Annotated in this window: 16 protein-coding genes; 10 read left to right on the top strand and 6 right to left on the bottom strand. The window is 38.8% G+C overall.

The genetic code is table 11. The features are described 5' to 3' along the window. Positions 1 to 210 precede the first annotated feature (210 nt). On the top strand, positions 211 to 1,311 hold the full coding sequence (locus KCG35_RS20130) for an extracellular solute-binding protein (RefSeq protein WP_215821668.1): 1,101 nt from the start codon (positions 211 to 213) through the stop codon (positions 1,309 to 1,311). A 68-nt stretch (positions 1,312 to 1,379) separates the two neighbouring features. On the opposite strand, the gene rep is transcribed toward KCG35_RS20130, so the two are convergent. Then, the gene (rep, locus tag KCG35_RS20125; RefSeq protein ID WP_215821667.1) at positions 1,380 to 3,401 is read right to left on the bottom strand and encodes a DNA helicase Rep; all 2,022 of its coding nucleotides are present in this window, start codon (positions 3,399 to 3,401) and stop codon (positions 1,380 to 1,382) included. Positions 3,402 to 3,833: 432 nt separating this feature from the next. Here rep and KCG35_RS20120 point away from each other — a divergent pair, with 432 nt between their 5' ends. After that, the gene (locus KCG35_RS20120; RefSeq protein ID WP_215821666.1) at positions 3,834 to 5,537 is read left to right on the top strand and encodes a putative bifunctional diguanylate cyclase/phosphodiesterase; all 1,704 of its coding nucleotides are present in this window, start codon (positions 3,834 to 3,836) and stop codon (positions 5,535 to 5,537) included. 4 nt (positions 5,538 to 5,541) lie between these two features. On the opposite strand, the gene KCG35_RS20115 is transcribed toward KCG35_RS20120, so the two are convergent. After that, on the bottom strand, positions 5,542 to 7,059 hold the full coding sequence (locus KCG35_RS20115) for a YifB family Mg chelatase-like AAA ATPase (RefSeq protein ID WP_215821665.1): 1,518 nt from the start codon (positions 7,057 to 7,059) through the stop codon (positions 5,542 to 5,544). A 175-nt stretch (positions 7,060 to 7,234) separates the two neighbouring features. Beyond that, complete coding sequence (locus KCG35_RS20110; protein ID WP_215821664.1) at positions 7,235 to 7,573, bottom strand: accessory factor UbiK family protein; 339 nt, start codon at positions 7,571 to 7,573, stop codon at positions 7,235 to 7,237. A gap of 617 nt (positions 7,574 to 8,190) precedes the next feature. On the opposite strand from KCG35_RS20110, the gene glnK reads away from it, so the two are divergent. From glnK to KCG35_RS20090, 4 genes are all read left to right on the top strand, one after another. After that, a complete protein-coding gene (glnK, locus tag KCG35_RS20105; protein ID WP_215821663.1) occupies positions 8,191 to 8,529 on the top strand; it encodes a P-II family nitrogen regulator in 339 nt (112 codons plus the stop codon). A gap of 47 nt (positions 8,530 to 8,576) precedes the next feature. After that, complete coding sequence (amtB, locus tag KCG35_RS20100) at positions 8,577 to 9,824, top strand: ammonium transporter AmtB (RefSeq protein ID WP_215821662.1); 1,248 nt, start codon at positions 8,577 to 8,579, stop codon at positions 9,822 to 9,824. A gap of 150 nt (positions 9,825 to 9,974) precedes the next feature. Further along, on the top strand, positions 9,975 to 10,406 hold the full coding sequence (locus KCG35_RS20095; protein ID WP_215821661.1) for a secondary thiamine-phosphate synthase enzyme YjbQ: 432 nt from the start codon (positions 9,975 to 9,977) through the stop codon (positions 10,404 to 10,406). Between the two features lie 115 nt (positions 10,407 to 10,521). After that, the gene (locus KCG35_RS20090) at positions 10,522 to 13,227 is read left to right on the top strand and encodes a beta-N-acetylhexosaminidase (protein WP_215821660.1); all 2,706 of its coding nucleotides are present in this window, start codon (positions 10,522 to 10,524) and stop codon (positions 13,225 to 13,227) included. Between the two features lie 140 nt (positions 13,228 to 13,367). On the opposite strand, the gene KCG35_RS20085 is transcribed toward KCG35_RS20090, so the two are convergent. The 3 genes from KCG35_RS20085 to KCG35_RS20075 form a co-directional block, all read right to left on the bottom strand. Next, positions 13,368 to 15,539 carry a PKD domain-containing protein gene (locus KCG35_RS20085; protein WP_215821659.1) on the bottom strand — a complete coding sequence of 724 codons (2,172 nt, stop codon included), beginning with the start codon at positions 15,537 to 15,539 and terminating at the stop codon, positions 13,368 to 13,370. A 689-nt stretch (positions 15,540 to 16,228) separates the two neighbouring features. Further along, positions 16,229 to 17,011 carry a substrate-binding periplasmic protein gene (locus KCG35_RS20080; protein ID WP_215821658.1) on the bottom strand — a complete coding sequence of 261 codons (783 nt, stop codon included), beginning with the start codon at positions 17,009 to 17,011 and terminating at the stop codon, positions 16,229 to 16,231. Positions 17,012 to 17,571: 560 nt separating this feature from the next. Next, positions 17,572 to 19,839 carry a hypothetical protein gene (locus KCG35_RS20075; RefSeq protein WP_215821657.1) on the bottom strand — a complete coding sequence of 756 codons (2,268 nt, stop codon included), beginning with the start codon at positions 19,837 to 19,839 and terminating at the stop codon, positions 17,572 to 17,574. An 815-nt stretch (positions 19,840 to 20,654) separates the two neighbouring features. On the opposite strand from KCG35_RS20075, the gene KCG35_RS20070 reads away from it, so the two are divergent. The 4 genes from KCG35_RS20070 to KCG35_RS20055 form a co-directional block, all read left to right on the top strand. Further along, complete coding sequence (locus tag KCG35_RS20070) at positions 20,655 to 21,032, top strand: hypothetical protein (RefSeq protein ID WP_215821656.1); 378 nt, start codon at positions 20,655 to 20,657, stop codon at positions 21,030 to 21,032. A gap of 274 nt (positions 21,033 to 21,306) precedes the next feature. After that, positions 21,307 to 21,780, top strand: a complete 474-nt coding sequence (locus tag KCG35_RS20065; RefSeq protein WP_215821655.1) for a hypothetical protein — start codon at positions 21,307 to 21,309, stop codon at positions 21,778 to 21,780. Next, positions 21,761 to 22,030, top strand: a complete 270-nt coding sequence (locus KCG35_RS20060; protein ID WP_215821654.1) for a M23 family metallopeptidase — start codon at positions 21,761 to 21,763, stop codon at positions 22,028 to 22,030. Before KCG35_RS20065 ends, KCG35_RS20060 begins: the two co-directional genes overlap by 20 nt. 170 nt (positions 22,031 to 22,200) lie before the next feature. Continuing rightward, on the top strand, positions 22,201 to 22,472 hold a 272-nt coding region (locus KCG35_RS20055; protein ID WP_215821653.1), incomplete at its 3' end, for a hypothetical protein.

Here is a 22,472-nt window from a genome sequence, read left to right as displayed (position 1 = left end):
TTTTATGTCGTTTATGATTTCGTAATAATTTTTATCTGAGTACTAAGCTTAAACTATAGGGAGCTTAGGCTGTATTTGGGATAGCTCGATCTACAAGGCTAGTTAATCCATCTGTCTTCTTTCTTTGTTTTACGCTTAAAATAAAGTTAGAGATGTTTTTATCAACAACTGTCGCAACAATACTGACAAGTGTATTGGAGATGGCTATTAATGAAACGCTTACACTCTCTGGTACTTAGTACTTCAATTCTTTGTTTTCCTTTAGTTACCCAGGCAGATGATACCAAGCAGGTATATATCTATAACTGGAGTGATTATATAGCTGAAGACACGTTGAAGAATTTTGAAGAAAAGACAGGTATCAATACTCAGTATGATGTTTTTGATAGTAACGAAATACTGGAAGCGAAGTTACTATCAGGCAAGACGGGCTACGATGTTGTTGTACCTTCTCATGACTTTTTGCGAGTACAAATTAGGGCTGGAGCATTCCAACCTCTTGATAAAAGCAAGCTCCCGAATTTAAAAAATCTTGATAGTGATATGATGAAGGAGATATCTGCCACTATTGACCTAGATAATAAATTTGCTATTCCCTATTTGCTAGCTACGACTGGCTTTGGTTATAACCCTGAAAAGGTAAAAGCAGCATTGGGTGATGATGCACCTGTTAAGAGCTGGCGTTTACTTTTGGATGAAAAGAATTTAGCTAAGCTTAAGTCCTGTGGCGTAGCATTTTTAGATGCACCGACTGAAGTTTTTCCTATCGTTTTAAATTATCTTGGTAAAAACCCCAATACCCAAAACATTGATGATTACAAAGAAGCGGCTAAGTTACTTGAGAAGTTAAGCCCTCATGTGACTTATTTTCATTCATCAAAGTATATTTCTGATTTAGCAAATGGTGATATATGTGTAGCTATTGGTTGGTCAGGGGATATGTATCAAGCGGCAGACCGAGCAGCTGAAGCTAAGAATGGCATTAATATAACGTACAATATCCCTGAAGAGGGGGCACCGATCTCCTTTGATATGCTGGCAATTCCGAAGGATGCTACTCATCCAGAAGCAGCCCACGCATTCCTTAACTACTTAATGGAACCAAAGGTTATTGCAAATATTACTAACTACGTTAAGTATGCAAATCCAAATGTAGAGTCGAAGTCATTCATTGATGCTGAAATTTTGAAGGATCCAGGTATTTACCCTACAGAAAAGGCAAAGCGTAAACTATTCACCTTTGGTGAGCGTTCTAAGAGTGTTCAACGCTTTATAAATAGGGCCTGGACACGCATTAAAACAGGTAAATAATTATCTTTGAAAAAAGTAAAAGGCCTTGCTTGTGGATAAGCTTGGCCTTATTTTTTTGAGCAGTATTGTTATTTATTAATTCGATTACGGATTGAAGCTAGAGCATCTTTTCCTGTTGCTTGTTTAATTTCCTGACTCACTTCTTCCCCAAACCCAATTCGAATAACATCTTCAATTGGAAGTTCTTCTAGAAAGCGGCTTGGAGTAGTTTCTATTTGTTCACCAAATTGCTTACGCTGTCCAGCCAACGTCATAGTTAACGCCTTTCGTGCTCGGGTAATACCTACATAGGTTAAGCGACGTTCTTCTTCTATGTTATTTTCTTCAATACTGCTGCGGTGGGGAAGTAAATCTTCCTCCATACCAATCATGAACACATAAGGGTACTCAAGCCCTTTCGATGCATGAAGAGTCATGAGCTGAACACGATCACTGTCGTCTTCTTGTTCTTGTCGTTCAAGCATATCTCTTAATACAAGTTTTCCAATGGCTGTCTTAATATCAGTTTCTACATCATCTTCTTCATCCGCGACTTTTAATGATTTTTCAAGAGACTCAACAAGAGTCCAGACATTGCTCATTCGCTTGTCTGCGACGCTGTCACTGCTACTGTTTTGGCGTAGCCAGTTCTGGTAATCAAGGTCATGAACCATATCTTTAATAGCGGTAACGGGGTCTTCTTGATGGCACTGTTGGGTTATCTTTTGCATCCAGTGAGTGAATCGTTGTAGTTTTTCGAGAAAGCGCTCATCAAGATGGGTGCTTAGCCCAAACTCATTACAAGCAGCAAAAAGACTGATATGTCGCTGAGATGCGTAATTTCCAAGTTTTTCTAGCGTCGTTGGACCGATTTCCCGGCGAGGTACATTAATGACTCGTAAGAATGCGTTATCGTCATCAGGATTAATAATGAGTCGAAGATATGCCATGATATCTTTTACTTCTGAGCGAGAGAAAAAAGAGGTTCCGCCTGATATAAAGTAGGGAATTTGGTGATGCTGCAACTTTAGCTCAAGCAGTTTGGCCTGGTGGTTTCCTCTATATAGAATTGCATAGTCCTTGAACTTGGTTTCATGTTTTAATTTATGAGTGATAATTTCTGCTGCGACCCGCTCTGCTTCAACTTCTTCATTGCGGCAGCGTACTACACGAATCTCGTCCCCCATACCGAAGTCACTCCAAAGTCGCTTCTCAAAAACGTGTGGATTATTGGCAATGACTGTATTTGCTGCTTTGAGAATACGACTGGTTGAACGGTAGTTTTGTTCTAGCTTAATGACATTAAGGGTTGGGTAATCATCTTTGAGTAAAGCCAAATTTTCTGGACGTGCTCCACGCCAGGCGTAAATTGATTGGTCATCATCTCCTACAACGGTAAATGCAGCTCTTGTACCAACGAGTTGTTTTACAAGTAAATATTGTGAGGCATTGGTATCTTGGTATTCATCTACTAATAGATAGCGGATTTTATTTTGCCATTTATCAAGAACTGTTGGGTTTTCAGAGAAGAGTTTTACAGGTAGCAAAATGAGGTCATCAAAGTCAACGGCATTGTAGGCTTTTAATGTCCGTACGTAGTGCTGGTAGATTGTGGCAATGACTTCTGTCTCTTCATCTTTAGCATGACTAATCGCTTGGTCGGTAGTGATGAGATCATTTTTCCAGTTTGAGATGGTATGTTGTATTAAATCAATTTTATCCATTCCTTCGCTATAGTACTTTTCACCTAGCTCTTTGATTAGTGCTTTAACATCTTGGTCATCAAAAATTGAAAAGCCAGGCTTGTAGCCAAGTGTTTTATGTTCACGGCGAATGATATTCAGTCCTAGATTATGAAAAGTTGAAACCGTAAGCCCTCTAGCCTCTTTACCACTGACTAGTTGACCAACGCGCTCCTTCATCTCTCGTGCGGCTTTATTGGTGAAAGTAACAGCAACGACATGCTTAGCTTTTAAGCCACATGTTTTAATCAAATAAGCAATTTTTTGGGTGATAACGCTTGTTTTACCACTCCCAGCCCCAGCTAAGACGAGTAAAGGTGAGTCAATATATTTTACAGCTTCTTCTTGTCTGGGATTAAGTCTACGCACTGAGTTTGGGCTCCTTTTCACTAACCAAATAGCTGTATATTTTAACAAATAGAAATCTGACCGCGAATGGATTTTTTGTCACCTTTTGCTTTTTAGGTTTAAGTTGGGCATGAGAAAAATAAAGAAACACTCAGTGGTCATAGAGCGAAATGACTTGTCACTTGGTGTGATGGCCGTATTCTGAAAATAGGTTATATGCTTGTGAAACTGTTATTGGTGATGCTTGCTCAAAAAGTAAAAACTGGGAAATGATATCAATTTACATAGTCATTGATTTGGTATAAGAACGATAGCTCAGTAAGAACTGACAAAGCCGGTCAAGTTTATTGACGAGTTGTTTGATAATTTTTGGTGGATTTTGATTGATTGTGTGATCATATAAGGTAATTAAATTGGCACGACGACCAAGTGTATATTGGAGGACCGACATTCGTGGCAGGTCAACGAGATGAGGGGCAACCCAAAGTATATTTAATTGATAAAAAAAACACTGAGAAAAACTACTTGGTATCGTTGCTAAAAGAAAGTGATTCACAACTTTTTTTTAAACTAAATCACCTTGCGTCATTAGTTGAGATGGAATCTCTGGAGGGGTGCCGTGGTAATAGGCTTGTTATCTTACTTGCCGAAGAATTTATGGAAGAGTATCCAGGGCTACTGGAAGTATTAAGTTGTGACTATCCTGTTCTATTGTTAGTGGATTCAATTTCTGCCGATAAATATAAGCGGATAGTGAAAAAAGGCGCTGCTTATTATGTTTTGCGTAAAAGCTACACAAAAGAGCAACTGAAAACATTAGTCAAATTAGCAGAAGAGCAGTATGCGCAGACGCATTCTTCTTCAGGCATTGATATGCTAACAGGGTTAGCTAGTCGTCGCACCTTTACCCAGCGTTTAAATAGTATGCTGCTAGAGCAACATTATAATAAGCCTCCAGCCTTATTATTGATTGACTTAGATGGTTTTAAAAAAGTAAATGAATGGCTGGGGTATCAAGCTGGAGATCAGTTGATATGTGATGTTGCACAAAGGCTCAAGCAGCTATTTCAAATACATGAGCATATTGCTCGGATAGGTGATAATGAATACGGTGTCGTTATTGATAATATTGGCCAGACTGCCGAGCTGGTGCATACTGTTAAGGAATTACTAAAAGCGTTGGCTCACCCATTTATAATTTCAGGACATCAATTAACGATCGGTTGTAGTATTGGTATTGCTTTAGCTGTAGACGGTCCTAGAAATGTCGATTCTTTAATTCATAATGCCACTCTTGCTTTAAAACAAGCGAAACAGCAATTAGGTGGCAGTTACTGTTTTTATTCTCATGATTTAAATACTCATGCAAAACAGCGTTACTGTTTGGAAACAGAACTGCGTCATGCGATTAAGCAAAAGGAATTTCAATTACTTTATCAGCCAAGAATTGATGCAACAACAGGTAAACTGTGTGGTGTTGAAGGGTTACTGCGTTGGTATCACCCATTACGTGGTTTGCTGTTACCGAGTGATTTTATTCCTTTAGCAGAAGAAACAGGACTTATTGTTCCTTTGGGGCATTGGGTTATATACCAGTCTTGTTATGACCTCTTAAAGTTAATCGACGTGTGTGGTGAACAGGTCAGTATGGCGATTAACTTATCTTTTCAACAGTTCAAAGATGCTCGATTATTTACAGTTATTTCTCATGCTTTGGAAAAATTTGATGTTCCACCTCAATGTTTGGAGTTTGAGCTCACTGAAACAGCCATGATGCAAGATGAAGCAGCTGTTGCTGCGGCAATGAGTGCACTAGGAAAGTTGGGTATCACGTTTTCACTTGATGATTTTGGTACAGGCTTTTCGTCATTTGCACATATACAGCAGTTGCCGATTTCGACCTTAAAAATTGATCGAAGCTTTATTTGTAAGATTAATTCAAATACAGATGATGCGGTGATTGTTCAGGCAATAACTAATCTAGCGCATAATTTGAATTTAAGTGTCGTTGCTGAAGGGGTAGAAAATCAGGCACAAGTGGATGTGCTTACTAAAATGGGCTGTGACCAACTACAGGGTTTTTTTTACAGCCCTCCTGTGCCAATTACCTCATTTTGCCAACGTAACTCTGATGAATTAGTAGGCTGTATCGTTTAAATGTTTACATTGACACCGCGCGATCTAGTTTTCTATAACCAAGAGCCTCAGTGATATGACTGACTTGTAGCTGTTCTCTTTCTGCCAGATCTGCAATAGTGCGAGATACTCTTAAAATTCGATGGTAAGCTCGAGCAGATAAACCCAGCTTTTGAAGCGCATTATTCAGTAAGCGTTGTGCATCAGCTGTAAGAGAACAAAACAACTCGATTTCTTTTGCATGTAACTCATTATTTGCTTTTCCTTGTCGGTCTAATTGCAGCTCTCTTGCTTTAATAACGCGTTGTTGAACTTGAGCACTGCTTTCAACACTTAATTGAGATGCACGTTGGGTGAGCAAGCCATTAGGTAATGAGGCAACTTCAATATGCATATCAATTCTATCCAGTAATGGGCCAGAGAGTTTACGGCGGTAACGACTAATTTGCTGATCAGAACAGCGACAGGCATGTCGATTGTCACCTAAATATCCACAAGGGCAAGGGTTCATCGCAGCGACCAGCTGGAATCTTGCAGGATACGTCACTTGTCGACTGGCGCGAGAAATTATTATTTCTCCCGACTCCATGGGTTCACGTAATACTTCTAATACTTTTCGGTCATATTCTGGTAACTCATCAAGAAATAATACTCCATGGTGAGCCAGTGATATTTCTCCTGGCTTAGGGCTACTGCCACCACCCACCATGGCAATTGCAGATGCCGTATGGTGAGGTGCACGGAAACTTCTATTTAACCACTCCGTTATAGGTCGAGGTTTTTGGGCTATGGAGTTAACCGCAGCGACTTCCAAAGCCTCACTTTCTGTTAAAGGGGGCAGTATGCTTGGTAGTCTACTGGCAAGCATGGTTTTGCCTGTCCCTGGTGGACCAAAAAACAGTAGGTTGTGTCCACCCGCTGCAGCGACTTCAAGCGCACGTTTGGATTGTGGCTGCCCTTTCACATCGGCAAGGTCATTAGAGGACTGCGATTGAGCCTGTGGGTAACTAGTTGTGAATGGTGAAATAGCCTGGTCATCCTGCAGGTGCTGGCAAAGCTGGTTTAAGCTGCTGATGCCTAGCAGTGTACAGTTTTTGACAAGACTTGCTTCTGCACAATTGTCTTCAGGGAGAACAAGTTGTCGATTGATGAGTTGGCACTGAACAGCAGCGGGTAATACACCTTTCACAGGTCTTACTTCACCAGATAAGGCAAGCTCCCCAATAAATTCATAGTCTATGAGTTTGGCTGGGGCTATTTGTCCTGAAGCCGCTAAGATTCCTAGTGCAATCGCGAGGTCAAAGCGACTCCCTTCTTTTGGCAGGTCTGCAGGGGCTAAATTGATGGTGATGCGTTTTGCAGGAAACTCAAAATGTGTATTTAAGAGTGCGCTTCGAACACGGTCTTTACTTTCTTTGACCGCGGTTTCTGGTAAGCCAACAATAGCCAAACCAGGGAGGCCATTCGAAAGGTGGGCTTCAACCGTAACAAGTGGCGCATGAATACCAAATTGAGCACGTGTATAAACAACAGCCAAAGACATAAATCATCCTTGCAGACTCACTAATGAAGAGGGGGGTAGTTTAAAATTTGTACAGTGAGACTGCTAATAGGAGGATGACAGATTGTGAACTCGTAAAATATCCACAAAAAAAATGTGAATTTATTGGTTGTTTGGGTGACTTTTAATCGTCTTGTGGTTACTAACCCATATTGAGTTAGTTATCTTTTTCTTCTGGAGGTAAGTGTTGAGGAGCACTTTCAAGAATTATTGCTGGCTTCTCTTCTGCTGCAAGGTGAGCTTCTAGCGCTGCTACTTTTAATTCTAATGCTTCCAGCTTGGCACGAGTATGTTGTAAAACTGCTAATTGATCTTCAAATTGTTCTCTTGTAACCAGATCTAACTTGGCAAAGGCCGTTTGCAGCAGAATATGAATGTTACTTTCAATGTCTTTTTGAATTTGTGGTTTTTCCCCTGACATAAGTTGCTGCACTTTTTCACCAACGGAGCTGCTGATTTGTTCGCTAAGAGACTGAATAAATGCTTTGTTGATCATGCTTAAGCCTGTTTTGTTGAATGTGCACGATTAAGGAAACATGTATGATATATATGTTATCGAGCAGTAATGAATGCGTTATTACTTTAGCATAGTCATGTTGCGAGAAACTATGTGCAGTTGATCATTTAGAGTTCATGGAACAGTCACTCGCCTCTTCTAATATCAGCTATATGCACGCTTTGTTTTGAAAGGATGATCATAAAAAGAGCAAAGCTTTTTGGCTTGAACCAAGTTGGTGCATATTCTCTACTTTATCCCCCTTGTTGGGTTCGTAAATATCAGCTAACTCATTGAAATATAAGCATGAATTTATTAGATGGCACATATCCTGCTATTTGGTTGCTGCTAAACGTGTGCTTATTGAAGAAATGCTCAGCCTCATATGACGTTTACGGTTGTTTGTCTTTGCTTGAGCGTACGAGTAGGAAATGCATAGATAACCACTTGATGTTGATGGAACAAGGGGGTGTGGCAAAGGAAGCCTTGTGCTATTAGCACTAAGTTTTGTAAAGGGTTATAAATCTACTTGTATTTAGGTATTAGGCTTATATAAATTGCATAAATAACTTGCTCCAGCCCCCCATGGGCAAGACATAAAACTGCAGGAGATTAAAATGAAATTCGTTTCGGCAATCATTAAGCCATTCAAGTTAGATGACGTGCGTGAAGCCCTTTCTGAAATTGGTGTTCAAGGTATTACTGTTACTGAAGTGAAGGGATTTGGAAGACAAAAAGGCCATACCGAATTATATCGAGGGGCTGAGTATGTTGTTGATTTCTTACCTAAGGTCAAAATTGAAATCGCAATTGGTGATGAGATGTTAGATCAAGTCATTGAAGCGATATCAAGTGCTGCTAATACAGGAAAAATTGGTGATGGAAAAATTTTTGTGGTTGCCCTTGAGCAGGCAGTAAGAATCCGAACCGGTGAGACAGGAACTGATGCTATCTGAGCGAACCGTTGTGTAACGTTATTTGAAGCCTAAAAGGGGGGCTGATTGTGGAAAACTTAACTCAACTGTCTTATGCGCTCGATACTTTTTACTTTTTAGTATGTGGGGCATTAGTCATGTGGATGGCTGCGGGCTTTGCCATGTTAGAAGCAGGCTTAGTCCGCGCTAAAAATACAGTCGAAATTTTAACCAAGAATGTCGCGTTATTTGCTGTAGCATGCACAATGTACTTGTTGTGTGGCTATGCAATCATGTACCCAGGAGAGGATGCAGCTGGTGGTATATTACCCGTATTAGGAACACTCATCGGTGATGAGCACACAGCAGAGGCCGTGTTATCAAGTGAGGGTTCAACTTATTATGCTGCACGTTCTGATTTTTTCTTTCAGGTAGTCTTTGTGGCAACCGCGATGTCGATTGTGTCAGGTGCGGTTGCTGAGCGTATGAAACTATGGGCATTTTTATTGTTTGCGGTGGTGCTAACAGGATTTATTTACCCCGTTCAAGGTTTTTGGAAATGGGGTGGTGGCTTCTTACAAGAGGCTAAGTTTCAAGATTTTGCTGGCTCTGGTGTGGTGCATATGTGTGGTGCTTCCGCTGCGTTGGCCGCTATAATTTTGCTGGGACCACGCAGTGGTAAGTATGGTAAGAATGGAATGGTAAATGCTATTCCTGGTGCTAATTTGCCTCTCGCCACGTTAGGCACCTTTGTGTTGTGGCTGGGTTGGTTTGGCTTTAATGGTGGTTCTCAGCTTAAATTGACAGGCATTGAAAATGCTAATGCTGTCGCACAGATTTTTGTTAACACCAATGCAGGTGCAGCTGGTGGTGTGATTGCGGCTCTTATTACTGCGCGTTTGCTCTTTGGTAAAGCTGACTTAACAATGGCTTTAAATGGTGCACTTGCAGGTCTGGTTGCAATTACTGCAGAACCTTTGACCCCTTCAGCATTAGCCGCAACATTAATTGGTGCTGTGGGAGGTATTCTGGTGGTGTTTTCTATTGTAACACTCGATAAGCTTCACCTGGATGACCCTGTTGGTGCTATTTCTGTGCATGGTGTGGTGGGTATTTGGGGATTATTAGCTGTACCTCTGACTAATAACGATGCAACACTGCTTAAGCAGTTACTGGGTATAGTGACAATCTTTGCCTGGGTATTTGGTTGTAGCTTTGTAGTATGGTTTATCCTTAAAAAAATTATGGGTATTCGTATCAGCCAAGAGGAAGAATACGAAGGAGCAGATATTGCGGAGTGTGGTATGGAAGCCTATCCTGAATTTACCAGCAAATAAAATGATGAATATGGAACAGCTGCCTTTAATGAGTTATCAATGATCATTAGAGGTATTAATAACGGCATGTACGCTAGTTATTATGAAAGGAGGCTTATGCCTCCTTTTTTATTATTAAGTGCTCATATTCATTCGTGGGATAGGTTTTTTATGTGGGTACAAAAGATTGTTCAATTAGTCCCGAGGGAACGAGGGTTTCACTTGGTAACAGATGAACTAATACAAGAGCTGCCGGAAATTGACACAGTTAAGGTGGGCTTATTAAGCCTTTTTATGCAGCACACATCAGCATCATTAACGATCAATGAAAATGCTGATCCCTCAATACGAGCAGACTTTGAGTCCCACTTAAATTATTTAGTGCCTGAAAATGCGGAACATTTTCAATCCAAAGGACATGGTGCTGATGCAACACCTGCACATTTGAAGAACGCGCTAATAGGTTTCTCATTAGTTATACCCGTATCACAAGGCCAGCTAGCGTTAGGGGCATGGCAAGGTATTTATCTCGGAGAGCATCATACCCACGGAAGCAGTCACCGAATTGTTGCAACGCTGTTTGGCGAAGATTTCGGTAAATAACTCAAAATAGGCGTAAAGTTTCAGCATATAAAATTGTTTACTTATAGGTATAATAATTAAGTTGTAAGGAAATAATCCACTACAACAAGTCTAAAAATGACCTATAGGTGAAATTATGAATATAAGGCCAAATGGAATTATAAAAAGCCTAAAACAGTACGAATATATTCTCAAAGTATTATTTCTTCTCTTTCCCATCAGCTTACTTTCATTATCAATATCTGCTAAAACCATTAATTTAAAAGAAAGCACACATGATATAGCTATCCACTGGCAAGTACTGGATAACTTGCAGGATGATGCAAATAGTTTTACTGCACAATTAAAAATAACAAATCATGGTAGCCAAAGCTTAGCTAATAATAACTGGCGTATATACTTTAATTTTGTACGAGAAATACTCGCTTATACGCCTAATAATATGCTTACAATAGAGCATGTTAATGGTGATTTATTTTATATCGAACCAAAAGCTTCATTTAAAGGGTTACATAATGGTGAAAGCCTTACCATCAATCTAACAGCACAGTATTGGGCAATCAGTAAATCGGATGCACCTGCTGGATTTTATCTTGTTCCAAGTAAGGATCGTCAGCCCATTCCAATTAACAATGTCGTCATTGCCGATCATCTTTCCGATAAACAAACTAAGCGGTTTAATGGGGACAACTGGCTTGTTGATACAGCTGCAGTGCGTTTTGACAGAAATCGGGCGTTGCTTGCTGTGGATACTGCAGTTGTCGCACATAAACCAGGACAGCAAAAATACAGTAATGAAAATTCGCCGTTTGTAATACCAAGTCCTGTTGAAGTGAACAAGAACAGTAATCAACCGCTTGTAATTAACCAGCCAATTACTATTGCATTTAATGATGAGTTTAGTAGTGAAGCGCAGTATTTGAAAAATATGCTTAATGAGGAGCTAGGTTGGGCTGTTAATTTTACTAAATATTGTGGTTATACTACTTTTAGTATTTGTTTAATTAAAGAAAGAATAAGTGGTAAGCGGTCAGCTCAAAATAATAATGATGGTTATGAGTTAGCAGTGAATAAACTGTATGGAATAAACATTTATGCAGAAAATGCAGGGGGTGTTTATTATGGTATACAAACACTCTTGGGATTAATTCCTGTAGAGAATTATTCAAACTATGCTCTAAACTCGAAGCGTAGTGAGCAGTTATTAATACCGGTTCTACATATTAAAGATTATCCACGTTTCCAGTATCGTGGCGTGCACCTTGATATTGCTCGAAATTTTAGCTCTTTAGCAACAGTAAAACGATTAATTGATGTTTTAGCATTGTACAAATTAAACAAATTGCATTTACATCTTTCAGATGATGAAGGTTGGCGCTTAGCAATTCCAGGGTTACCTGAGTTAACTGATGTCGGTGGGCGAAGAGGACATACATTAAATGAAGCAAAACATCTAGTGCCTTCTTTTGGGTCTGGGCCATTTCCAGATAATAATAGTGGGTCCGGATTTTACACTCGCGCAGAATTTATCGAATTATTACGTTATGCCCAACGTCATCATATCACCGTAATACCTGAGATTGACTTTCCAGGACATGCCCGTGCTGCAATAAAGTCAATGGAAGCGCGCTATGCTCGTTTAAAAAGCGAAGGGCTGGAAGAACAAGCCGCTCGCTTTTTACTGAGCGATTTGCAAGATGAGTCTGTCTATAAGTCTGTTCAAGGCTGGCATGATAATGTAGTAAACCCCTGCCTTTCTTCCACGTATTTATTTATAAATAAAATATTAGCTGAATTACACTGGATGTATCAGGAAGCTAATGTTGAAGCACCCGTAATACATTTAGGGGGGGATGAAGTACCAGAAGGCGTTTGGCGTAAATCACCAGCTTGCACCTCATTATTTGGTACAGAAACGCTTTCGGATCAACAAGTTGAAAGTCTTAAGCGTCAGTTTGTTTATAATGTACATCAAATGGTGCAGGTTTATCGTAAACAAACGGGTGGCTGGGAAGAACTTGCTTTTATTAAGGAAAATGGCTCAGTCATTATTAATCCGACAATCGAACCAAACACTATGCGTCCTTATGTATGGAATAATGTTTGGGGGTGGGGTACAGAGGATTATGGCTATCGACTTGCTAATGCAGGGTTTCCAGTGGTACTGGCCAATGCCACAAATTTATATTTTGATTTAGCTTATCAAAAAGACCCAGACGAGTTGGGTTATTATTGGGCAGGATTTGTTAATACTCGAACTGTCTTTGAATTTGCTCCATTTGATATTTTTAAATCTGCTTGGCAGGATCGAATGGGTAATCCATTAAATGATAATCAATGGGAAGATAGCACACACTTACAGGTAGATAAGCGTAGTAATATTTTAGGAATTCAAGGCCAGCTATGGAGTGAAAATATTAAATCTGCTGAGCAATTAGAGTACTTGGCATTACCTAAATTAATCGCACTGGCAGAAAGAGCATGGTCAAAACAGCCTGTATGGGCCAATGAAGTTGATAGAGAAAAACGTTTTTTAAAGTTAAATCAACACTGGCAAAAGTTTGCTGTTCGAGTGGGGTCTTATGAATTACCACGGTTAGACCGTTGGAATGGGGGATATCATTATCGTTTACCACTACCTGGTGCAAAACTAGTGGGTGGAAAAATACATGCAAATACCGCTTTTCCTGGTTTGACAGTACGATATACTGTTGATGGTAGTGAACCTTCAATCAACTCCAAAAAATACCAACATCCTTTGGATCCTGTATCTAATCAAATAAAGCTCAAAACATTTTCTTCTAATGGGCGAAGTAGTCGGACAACAGTATTATCACCATAATACTATAAGTCATTCCATTCGTAAGGGATATTGCTGACCACTAGAAATAATTTGTGATAGGCATATTTAAAAATAAGGGCTGTTAAACAGCCCTTATTCATAGTTAGTTTTAACCCTCTATAGAGGGTATTTTTAATTGATTATGTTGCCGACCCGGATACCACATTACTAAAGTCCGAGTCACCCGTTTTATTAGTCGCTTTTATACGATATTCGTATGTTTTTCCAGCTTCTACGGTTTTATCGACAAATTGTGTTGTATTGGCTTCAACCGTATTGAGGTATTGCCAATCTTTTCCTTTTTCACGCTTTTGAATGACAAACATAAGCTCATTACTACTTGTGTCTTGCCATTGAAGCGTCACTGCTTTTTGACCATTTACACTTGAGACTGAAATAGACAAGCTTGCGGGTGCAGTTGGTTTTTCGTCACCATTATCTGGTCCTGATGGAGGTAATGGTGGTGGAATGTCAGGATCGTTGGGTTTGTCACCATCATCATCAGGGTTCCCTGGAGGTGGTGGCGGAGGTGGTAAGTCATCATCTCCTGAATCATCCCCATTGTCGTCACCATCACCTGGCGGCGGTGGAATATCTGGATCGTCAGGATTATCCCCATCGTCATCACCGTCACCTGGAGGTGGGGGCGGTGGAATATTTGGATCATCGGGATTGTCCCCATCATCATCGCCATCACCTGGAGGTGGTGGAGTTGGAATGTCTGGATCATCGGGGTTATCCCCATCATCACCTTTATGGCATCCTATAGGTGCTTTTGAAACAACAAAAGAGTCAATATAGCTTTGTCGCTCCTGATTGGTGTTATCTTCCCAAATGCTCTCGAACTGGATGGCATTAATACCGTAGTTGCGCCATTTACCCGTCCAGTTTAGGTCACCAACAGTCAACCCATCTTGTGGCTTACCATCAATCATGACCTGCATATTGCCATTGCTGGCGTATGGTTCTGTTGAGTTGAGTGTGACTTTGACCTCAACACAATGCCACTGACCTTTTGTTAATGGATTTTGGCCATCTCCAGATGTATCTCCATCGTCATCACCATCACCTGGTGGAGGAGGAATTGGGATGTCTGGATCATCAGGTTTATCTCCGTCATCATCGCCATCCCCGGGTGGAGGCGGTGGTGGGATGTCACCGTCTCCATCTCCATCATCACCATCTCCAGGTGGTGGGGGAGGAGGGATATCACCATCATCTGACGTATCATCACCATCACCAGGAGGTGGTGGAGGCGGAGGAATGTCTCCATCATCGTCAGGATCTGCTACATTTTTCTGTCCTGGAGGTGGCGGTGGAGGAATATCACCATCTCCTGATGTATCTGAAAGCGCTGTCAGGTTATCAACATCATCCCATTTGACAGTCTTTAATGTTGAGTCTGGGTTTGTCGGATCAAAGCCTGTCCATGTATCAAGGGCAAGTTTTTCATCCGCTGGATTATGAATTAAACCTGCAATGAATGATTGGGGGCCAAATTGACTGTTACCATCCGCAACACCAGCAGCACGAACTAGCTTCTTGGGCGAACCTTGTTGTTTTTCAGGGTATTTAATATAGAAGCGGTAGTATACTTCTTCGAATTTATCCGACTGATAAGGTGTTTTACCAAGGTCATCAGCAGATGAGTTATAAGGTACTAATCCAAAATTTCGACGGAAGGATCCAGCATTTTTCTGGTCTTTGCCCCATTTTAGCACCAGAGCGTGTTTACCATTTGCGGCTTCACTTTCTGTTGTGGTAAGTGAATCGGCGTGCTCACCTTGTTGAACACTGTTTTTGCCGTATTTTTCAGTTAAACTGAGTCCGCTCTCAAAGTCGTCACACCAAATCCAGTCTTTGTGCTTTCCTTCCCAGTCATTACATTCATTTTTAGCATTTGTTGGATCATCATCTGGGGTGTCACCGTCATCTCCTGGATCATCACTTTTGACAATCACCTCAATGGTTTTTTTATCTGCTGCTTGCTTATCATCAGCAACCATGAGTGAGACTTTGTAAGTACCTGCTTCAGTATACGTGTGTTGTGGTGCAATTTCTGTAGAGCCTTGGCCATCACCAAATTGCCAAACATACTTAACAATTTGCCCATCAGGATCTTTACTATCTGCACCACTAAAGCTACAGGTTAATTGGTTGCATTGATAATTAACTGAAGCTATAGGTGTTTGGTTGGTTTGAGGTGGGTCCCCATCACTTGGTGGGGGCTTTGGTTTATCGTCATCATCACATGCTGTCAACGCTAGGAAGCATGTGCTGTAAATGAGTAGTTTGGACAGTTTGGGGTTCATGTAAAAAACCTGAATATTTTAACTGGTTCTATAAATTTGGTGTTAATTTTATTGCTGGTATAGCAAAAATAAACACATCATTCTGATGTACAGTGCATAGTTTGCCGACTATAAGCTTGCTGTTGTTTTTAGATATTAAATCTGTGATTTTTTATGAAAACACATGTGAACTAATAAACAACAGTTTGGTGTCTGATATAACTAAACCTTTGATATCTATGGTGTACTATCGGTAATCACTATGCGGTATTTAGCTGTTTTTCTTCCTTGACTATATTCCGTGACTTCTGTCCATATAGTGGTTTACTTTGAAATAAACCATAACTCCTATTTTCAACTGTTAACTAATTTAAGCAAAAAACTAAAAATTAAAAAAAGGGTTTAATCACAATAGCTCTATGTGGTGGGATGAATTTAATAGTTAGCGAAGTAGGTATCAACCTTTTTGCATAATATTTCTATAAAAGAGCCAGCAAAAAAGACATATTATGTGTTTAGTGTGTTTAACGTTTTGCTTGAAGTATTGATTATCAGTTTGAGTGTGAATTAATAAATAATAGATTTCGCGAAGATAAATTGAATTGGTTTTGTTTGTGATTATTTTTAGAAAAAGGTCATCCTTGACCCTTACTGGTTTATCATGATTATTGTAAGTAAATAGTAGCGCTTTTATTGGTGCTGATTATTTTTTAATGTTTCAGGTCGCTGTTTTTTTGAGAAACAGTGAGTTCTTCTTTATGAGAGGACATAACTCGGTCAATGAAACCATCGTTACGCATATTTTTAAGCTCAGCATTTAATGCATTAATGTACTGTTTGGGGGTGTTTTTGTTCATTGCCAAGTAAACAGAAGCTTTGCGGATTGTGTAAACAGGCTTAACGTTAACTTTTGAGAGTTTGGCAAGATAAGGGCCTGAAAAGCCACCAGAAACCCATAAATCGATTAATTCATTATCTAAAAGTTGAGGATTGTAGCGATCATTACTAATAGCCGTTACATTGAAGCCCTTAGATTTTAAATAGATGACACGTATATCCCCCTTATAGCCACCTATTTCGTAATTTTTAAGTTGATGTTCATTTGTTATTTTTCCTTTAAAGTTATTTTTTGCAAAAACAACCCAATTATTTTCAAGTAATGGACCTACCCATTGGAAGGAGCCTGATCTTTCCTTGGTTTTTACCGTCCCAAAAACACCTCTATAGGGTTTACGTTGTGCATATGAATAAGCCAGGTTCCACTGTCTTAATTTAAGAGAATAGTTGAAGCCTGTCCGTTTAAATAACTCAGTAATTATTTCAACAGAAATACCCTTAATATTTTCCTGTTTATGCTCAAAGCTTTTATTTCTAACACTGTAGTTGAAGGGCGGTAGGTTCTCCGTAACCAGTTTGAATACGGGCTCTTTAGCGTGAACAGCCTGGCTGAGAGATAAACATATTAAAGTAGTAACAAACGTACGTAACAACATTATTGTAACCGATTAGAAGTGGCTTAAGATGTGACTTTTGAAACTTATACCTGCCTTACATAAACACTGATGTAGTCATCCTGTGACAGTATGAAAGTGTATTATGATTAATAGCATGTATAACACTTTTAGCGATTTATCCTGCTAAAAGTTGAGCAATTTTATCAGTAATAAGATATTTATCAATAATGAGATGTGGTGCAAATGAAAAATGTTAAATAAAGTCGTACGTTAGTTTTTTTATTGGCTGGGAGTGGAAATACAAACGTTTCATATAAAGTGTATGTTAATTGCTGTATTCACTAAACATTATTCGAGAGAGGTATAATCACAAGGTAATCGTATGTAAATTTACCTTTAAAGCCTTTTTCTAGAGTACCTTTGTTCAAAGTCTGCATCACGACCTTCGAACACGCCCCAAATCCTTTTCCGGAGGCTTGATTGCCGCGTCCTTGCGGCAAACAGTTTGATGTACGTTATCCAGCCGTTGTCTGTCATTGGCGTACACCAAAGGTAACCTTTAATAGATTCACTTAAAGGTCACTGCATTTTAGTTTTACCTATTGATCCATTATTTCTTTGATGATGTTAATAAACTGGTCACTTAATGAGTCACCATCATCTTCTGAGTCATCAGTGGGTGAACTATCTGCTATTGTCGTTAAAGATGCTTCTCTCTCAGTCATCCACATATCATGAATAGGCATAATTTCACCAATAGGATGAACATTTCTAAACCGAAAATCACTGTTGTTTAAAGTGGACGGTTCAGGCATATAAATAGGTTTCACTTGTACTAGGTTAGTTATTTTAGTGGTATCAGCATCGTTAACCCACCAATCAACATTTATTTCGTGTAAAAAGTTTTTCCCTTGGTACTGCTTGAACGTAAAGTTATCTTGTTGGGTTTGTGGATAACCTGTACTTACGGTTGCATTTTTTGAAAAGACTTTTTTGGCTTTAAGTAAGTTATCTTCTCCACGAACAAACTGAATATAGCCTGGTGCAATAGCATGGGACTCAGACATATCACCTGCATACCAGTTTTGGTAAAAGTCGTACTTAGTAATGCGTTCTTGTTGTGGATCATTAATATAGCCGTATTTGTCACTGCCATAGTTATAACTGATAGTGTACCAGGATAGTAAGTATGGGTAGCCTTCTGACCGGTTAATTTTGACACCATAAGAGCCATTTTGCTGCTTACTTGCACTTGCAAGATTGGGGAGCTGGTTATATGGAATACGCGCTCTATTGCGACATTGGGCATCTGAACATTCAAATCTAACGACACGTGTCGGGTAAAGTTGCTTATCTAAATCTTTTGACTCGAGACCACTACGTTGATGTGGATCGTCATAGTAAAGATCAAGATACATCGTGTTGATACTGGATACTGTATAAATTGCACGTTCTAAAACACCCTGGTTGTTATAGATAAAGTTCCATTTTCTTAGGGCTGACGTGCTAATTGAATCGATGCCGTTATTTTCGGTGAAAAACCGTGCTTCTTTTACGCGCTTATCTGATCTAGACTCGTCGTATACATACTCCATAGCGCCACGTGCAATCCAGCTTTGAGGCGTTTCATGTACAATGCCTCCACCTTTGTTATACCAGCGAACACCTTTAAACACGACTTCCTGTTTGCCATCATTTGGCTTGGCATCATTGTCGTCAGGGTCAAGCTGTTGTTGAGATAAAATAATGTACATGATATCAGACAATACGGCTAAATGGACGCTAACTTGCTGCTTACCAAACTCGTGGTGTTTAGGTGTCCAATGACTATAAAGTTCACGCTGGCGGTAAGAGGAGTCAACCCAATTAGTTATTGGAGAGTTTGTGTGATCAACAAGGGATCTTTCAAGATATGTGTAATCAGTCTTATCCAATTTATATCGTTCATCTTTAAGATCAACTGAAACATCTATTGTAGAAATTGTACCTGTTGTAGGTGTTGACTCTGAAATAAAGCCTATTTCGTATTTATACGTACCTTCATCATCAGTGGAGAAATCTTCAAGTTTATCGCCTTTGTATAAGTTACAAGGGTGCAATTGATTGCTATTTTTGCCACGAGTCCATGTTTTTAGGACGTCATAGCGTTCTGGGGTTTCTTTGACCTTTTTAACCATAAGGTCATAATCCGTGTTATTGATAAGCCTTACTTCGCGAATCCAGCGCCCAAAATGATGTGCGCCAAGTCCATTCGCATAACCATAGAAGCTATCTAAGTCATCCTTAGCTTGAACGAGTGCGACAAATAAACGATATCCTGCTCCAGGACTCATAGGTAACATAGCGACACGAGCATAGATTTTGTTATACCCTTTAGCATTCACAGCATGTTTTTTAGCAAGCCATACACTATTAATTAATCCAGCATTTAACTTTTGCTGAGCATCAATATCAACCCATCCAGATACATCCTTTGTAAGGTTGTCATAAGTAGAAGGACGCTTTTCGACTTTGAACTTATTTTGTAAAGGGTTGGTTAGCAGTTCAAGGTAAGGAGTTTTTCCTTGGTCACTGATGCCAAAGCGTGTTCTGATGGCTCTATCTTCTTGCGGTAGTTGGTAAACATGTTTTGCATTAAATATTTGGGAAAAATCACAAGGAGAAATGTAGGCTTCTCCAGAATCATTACCAGGGGGAACCATCGTTGAATGGCCATCTTCTGTTTCTATACGAATATCATACTCAGTGTTATTAATTAAATAGACATTATAAATTGGATATCTGTTTGCGCTAGATTGCCCTGCCAGCAAGAGTAATAGAAAAGTAAAGTACAACCCTAAATAGGGAATTTTTGGTATCGGTTTCATTACATTAAACCCTCATATTTAATCACATAATTTAATGATGTGAATTCCCTGTTCTTGTTATTTGAGTAACTAAGATTATTGCTTTTATATATGCGTTTTAAGCTATCTTAAGTTTACTCTTGATGGCATAGTTTAGAATTATTTAATTTATATCTAATTAGCAATTACTTATGGATGATGTATTTTATTGCTATTCAGACATGTTTATATTTTTACCGCTACAAAATAAATAAAAAGTTGACCCATAGTGCTATTATGATAACAGTTAAGTAATTAATAATTATCAGAAAAAATAGCCAAAAACCACTTATTTTTATTGCATTTTTAGAGAATTTGATATGAGGCATATATAAGAAGAAAGTGCTGTAAGAGTGTATTATATTTTTTTGGTAAATTTACATAAATAAAGTGGTTTCTTGCTTTAGATGATAATTATTGTTCGTGTGTTTGTTGTAAGATTACTATTTTTTTGGTTTGCTAAAATATAAGCTTTGAGTTAAACAAAAAATTAACAGGTGGTTAAGTTATTTTAATAAATAGTAAAATTTATTTATAAAGGTATTTAGTTGAGTACATTCTTTAAACAAAAGATTTAGTTGTTTGTTTGTGGGGTTTTCGTTCTGTTTTGGAAGAATCTTAGGAGTAACTTACACTTTTATAGTTGAAGCAAAGATAATTTTAGCTGATATACGGTGATTGACACTTATGTTCGAATAAAATTATACTTTCTTGTCTTTTGTCTCTCGCTTCGAGGGTAGTTACTAGTAGTTATTAAAAGGTTAGTAGTAAAAGATCCTAAGAGTCAATACTGAGTTATGATAGAAAAGAAACCTGTTTGGGAACGTTTCAGCTATGGTTATCTTTATAGAGAGTCCAAAAAGCGGTTACGGAATTTTCATAAATTATGTGCAAATATACCTATATCAGATAAAGAGTTATTTGTTGCGATAGATAATCGATTAAAAGTAGCTGCTCAAGTAATAAAAAGAGATAATTCATTCTTTGGTCATCTATTTAATCGGTTTTTATTTGAAAAGGTGGGAGTGATTGATATTACTGGTAATCAATTGAAACGTTTACTTGAGCTAGCTGGTCAACAGCCCGTTGAGATAATTGATATCGCACGTGACTATGAAATAGATTATGGGGAACTGGTGGAACTACTAGAAAAGGCACTTCTTATAGTAAATTAACTTGTAAATGCTTCATTATCACAGGAAGCTGGTAATGTAGACTGTAGTTATCAAGCGCTGTTACACACCTTTATCATAAAAACCAAACTTTCGTTCCGCTATTAAGTCATAACTTGCTAAAAAAAGTGTATGATTTTTAATCAGGTATCCTGTATGATTAGCCGCCGTTTATTTTTGAGTGCTTAAGGAATTGAGCCTAAATGTAACAATCGTTGTTAATTAAGTAGTAAGTACTATGTCCAGCTGTAGCAAGAATATAATTAAGTTCTTAATCGTGGCACTGACTTGTTCAGTGGTGGGGGCACAGGCTGGTGAAGTTTTTAAATATAAAGACGAACATGGTAAATGGGTTTTTACGGATAAGCAGCCGATATCATCCAAGAGCGAAAAATTAAGCTATAGAGCCAAAGAAAGTAAGAAACTTAAGCCAAAACTGTATATAGAAACCATTGATACAGAGAACTTTTTACAGGCTGAAAATCCTTTCTTTGCTCCAGTTGAAATAGAAATTACCTCTGAATCTTTTCCTGCTGGTAAAATCATTAAAGTTATTCCTGCAAAATCAACAGTGACATTATTTACCAGTAAAAAGTCAATAGCAGCTTATCGCTTTCGATGGATTTTAGGTGAATATACGGCTGAGGTGCAGGCATACAACTATTCATTCCCCGTATTTCCTCGAATACCCCACACCATAACCCAGTCATTTAATGGTTCTTTTTCTCATAATGATGAGCATAGTTGTTGATATTGGTATGAAAGTAGGTACTTATATCGCTGCTGCACGGCCCGGAACGGTTGTAAGTGTCAAAAAAGACTATCATATGAGAGGTACCAGTAATTACTTTCTGGACAAAGCGAATTACGTAATGGTTATGCATGATGATGGTACGTATGCAACCTATGCGCATATTCTGCTTGGCACTGCTATGGTTGTGATGAGCTGGCACGCTCAGGCTCATCAGGTTTCTCAACGGGACCACATCTTCACTTTGTAATTCATAAGAATATAGGCTTTAAATGGGTCTCGATACCCTTTAACTTTATAGATGATAAAGGAAATCGTTTTATACCAGTGAGAGGGATGAAGGTAAAAGGGATATACTGATTAAGAGAAAGATCCTATATTTAACGTCTTGTGTTGGTTTTGATATGAGTTTAAATAAATATGAAAAAATATATTATAATATGCGCTTTAATAATTTATCCTTTAGCTGTTTTTTCATACTCGATATATGTATTTTTTTCAGTAAAATCGAGCGCTGAAATGTTGGCTGATGGTAGCCCATATTGCATTCAAGTATCAGGTAATAAGGGCTATAAAAATGTATCAAGTATATTTGAGCTCTTTGGGCTGTATATGCTTGGGGATAGTAGACATCACGCTGTACTTGTAGTGGGGGATTTAGGTGAAGCTGATTTATTTCACTGGTCTTATTA

Origin of the sequence: Zooshikella harenae (assembly GCF_018837975.1) — a bacterium.
Lineage (GTDB): Bacteria > Pseudomonadota > Gammaproteobacteria > Pseudomonadales > Zooshikellaceae > Zooshikella > Zooshikella harenae.
The sequence above is the reverse complement of the archived record's forward strand: the minus strand, read 5'-3'. Positions and strand labels throughout refer to the sequence as shown.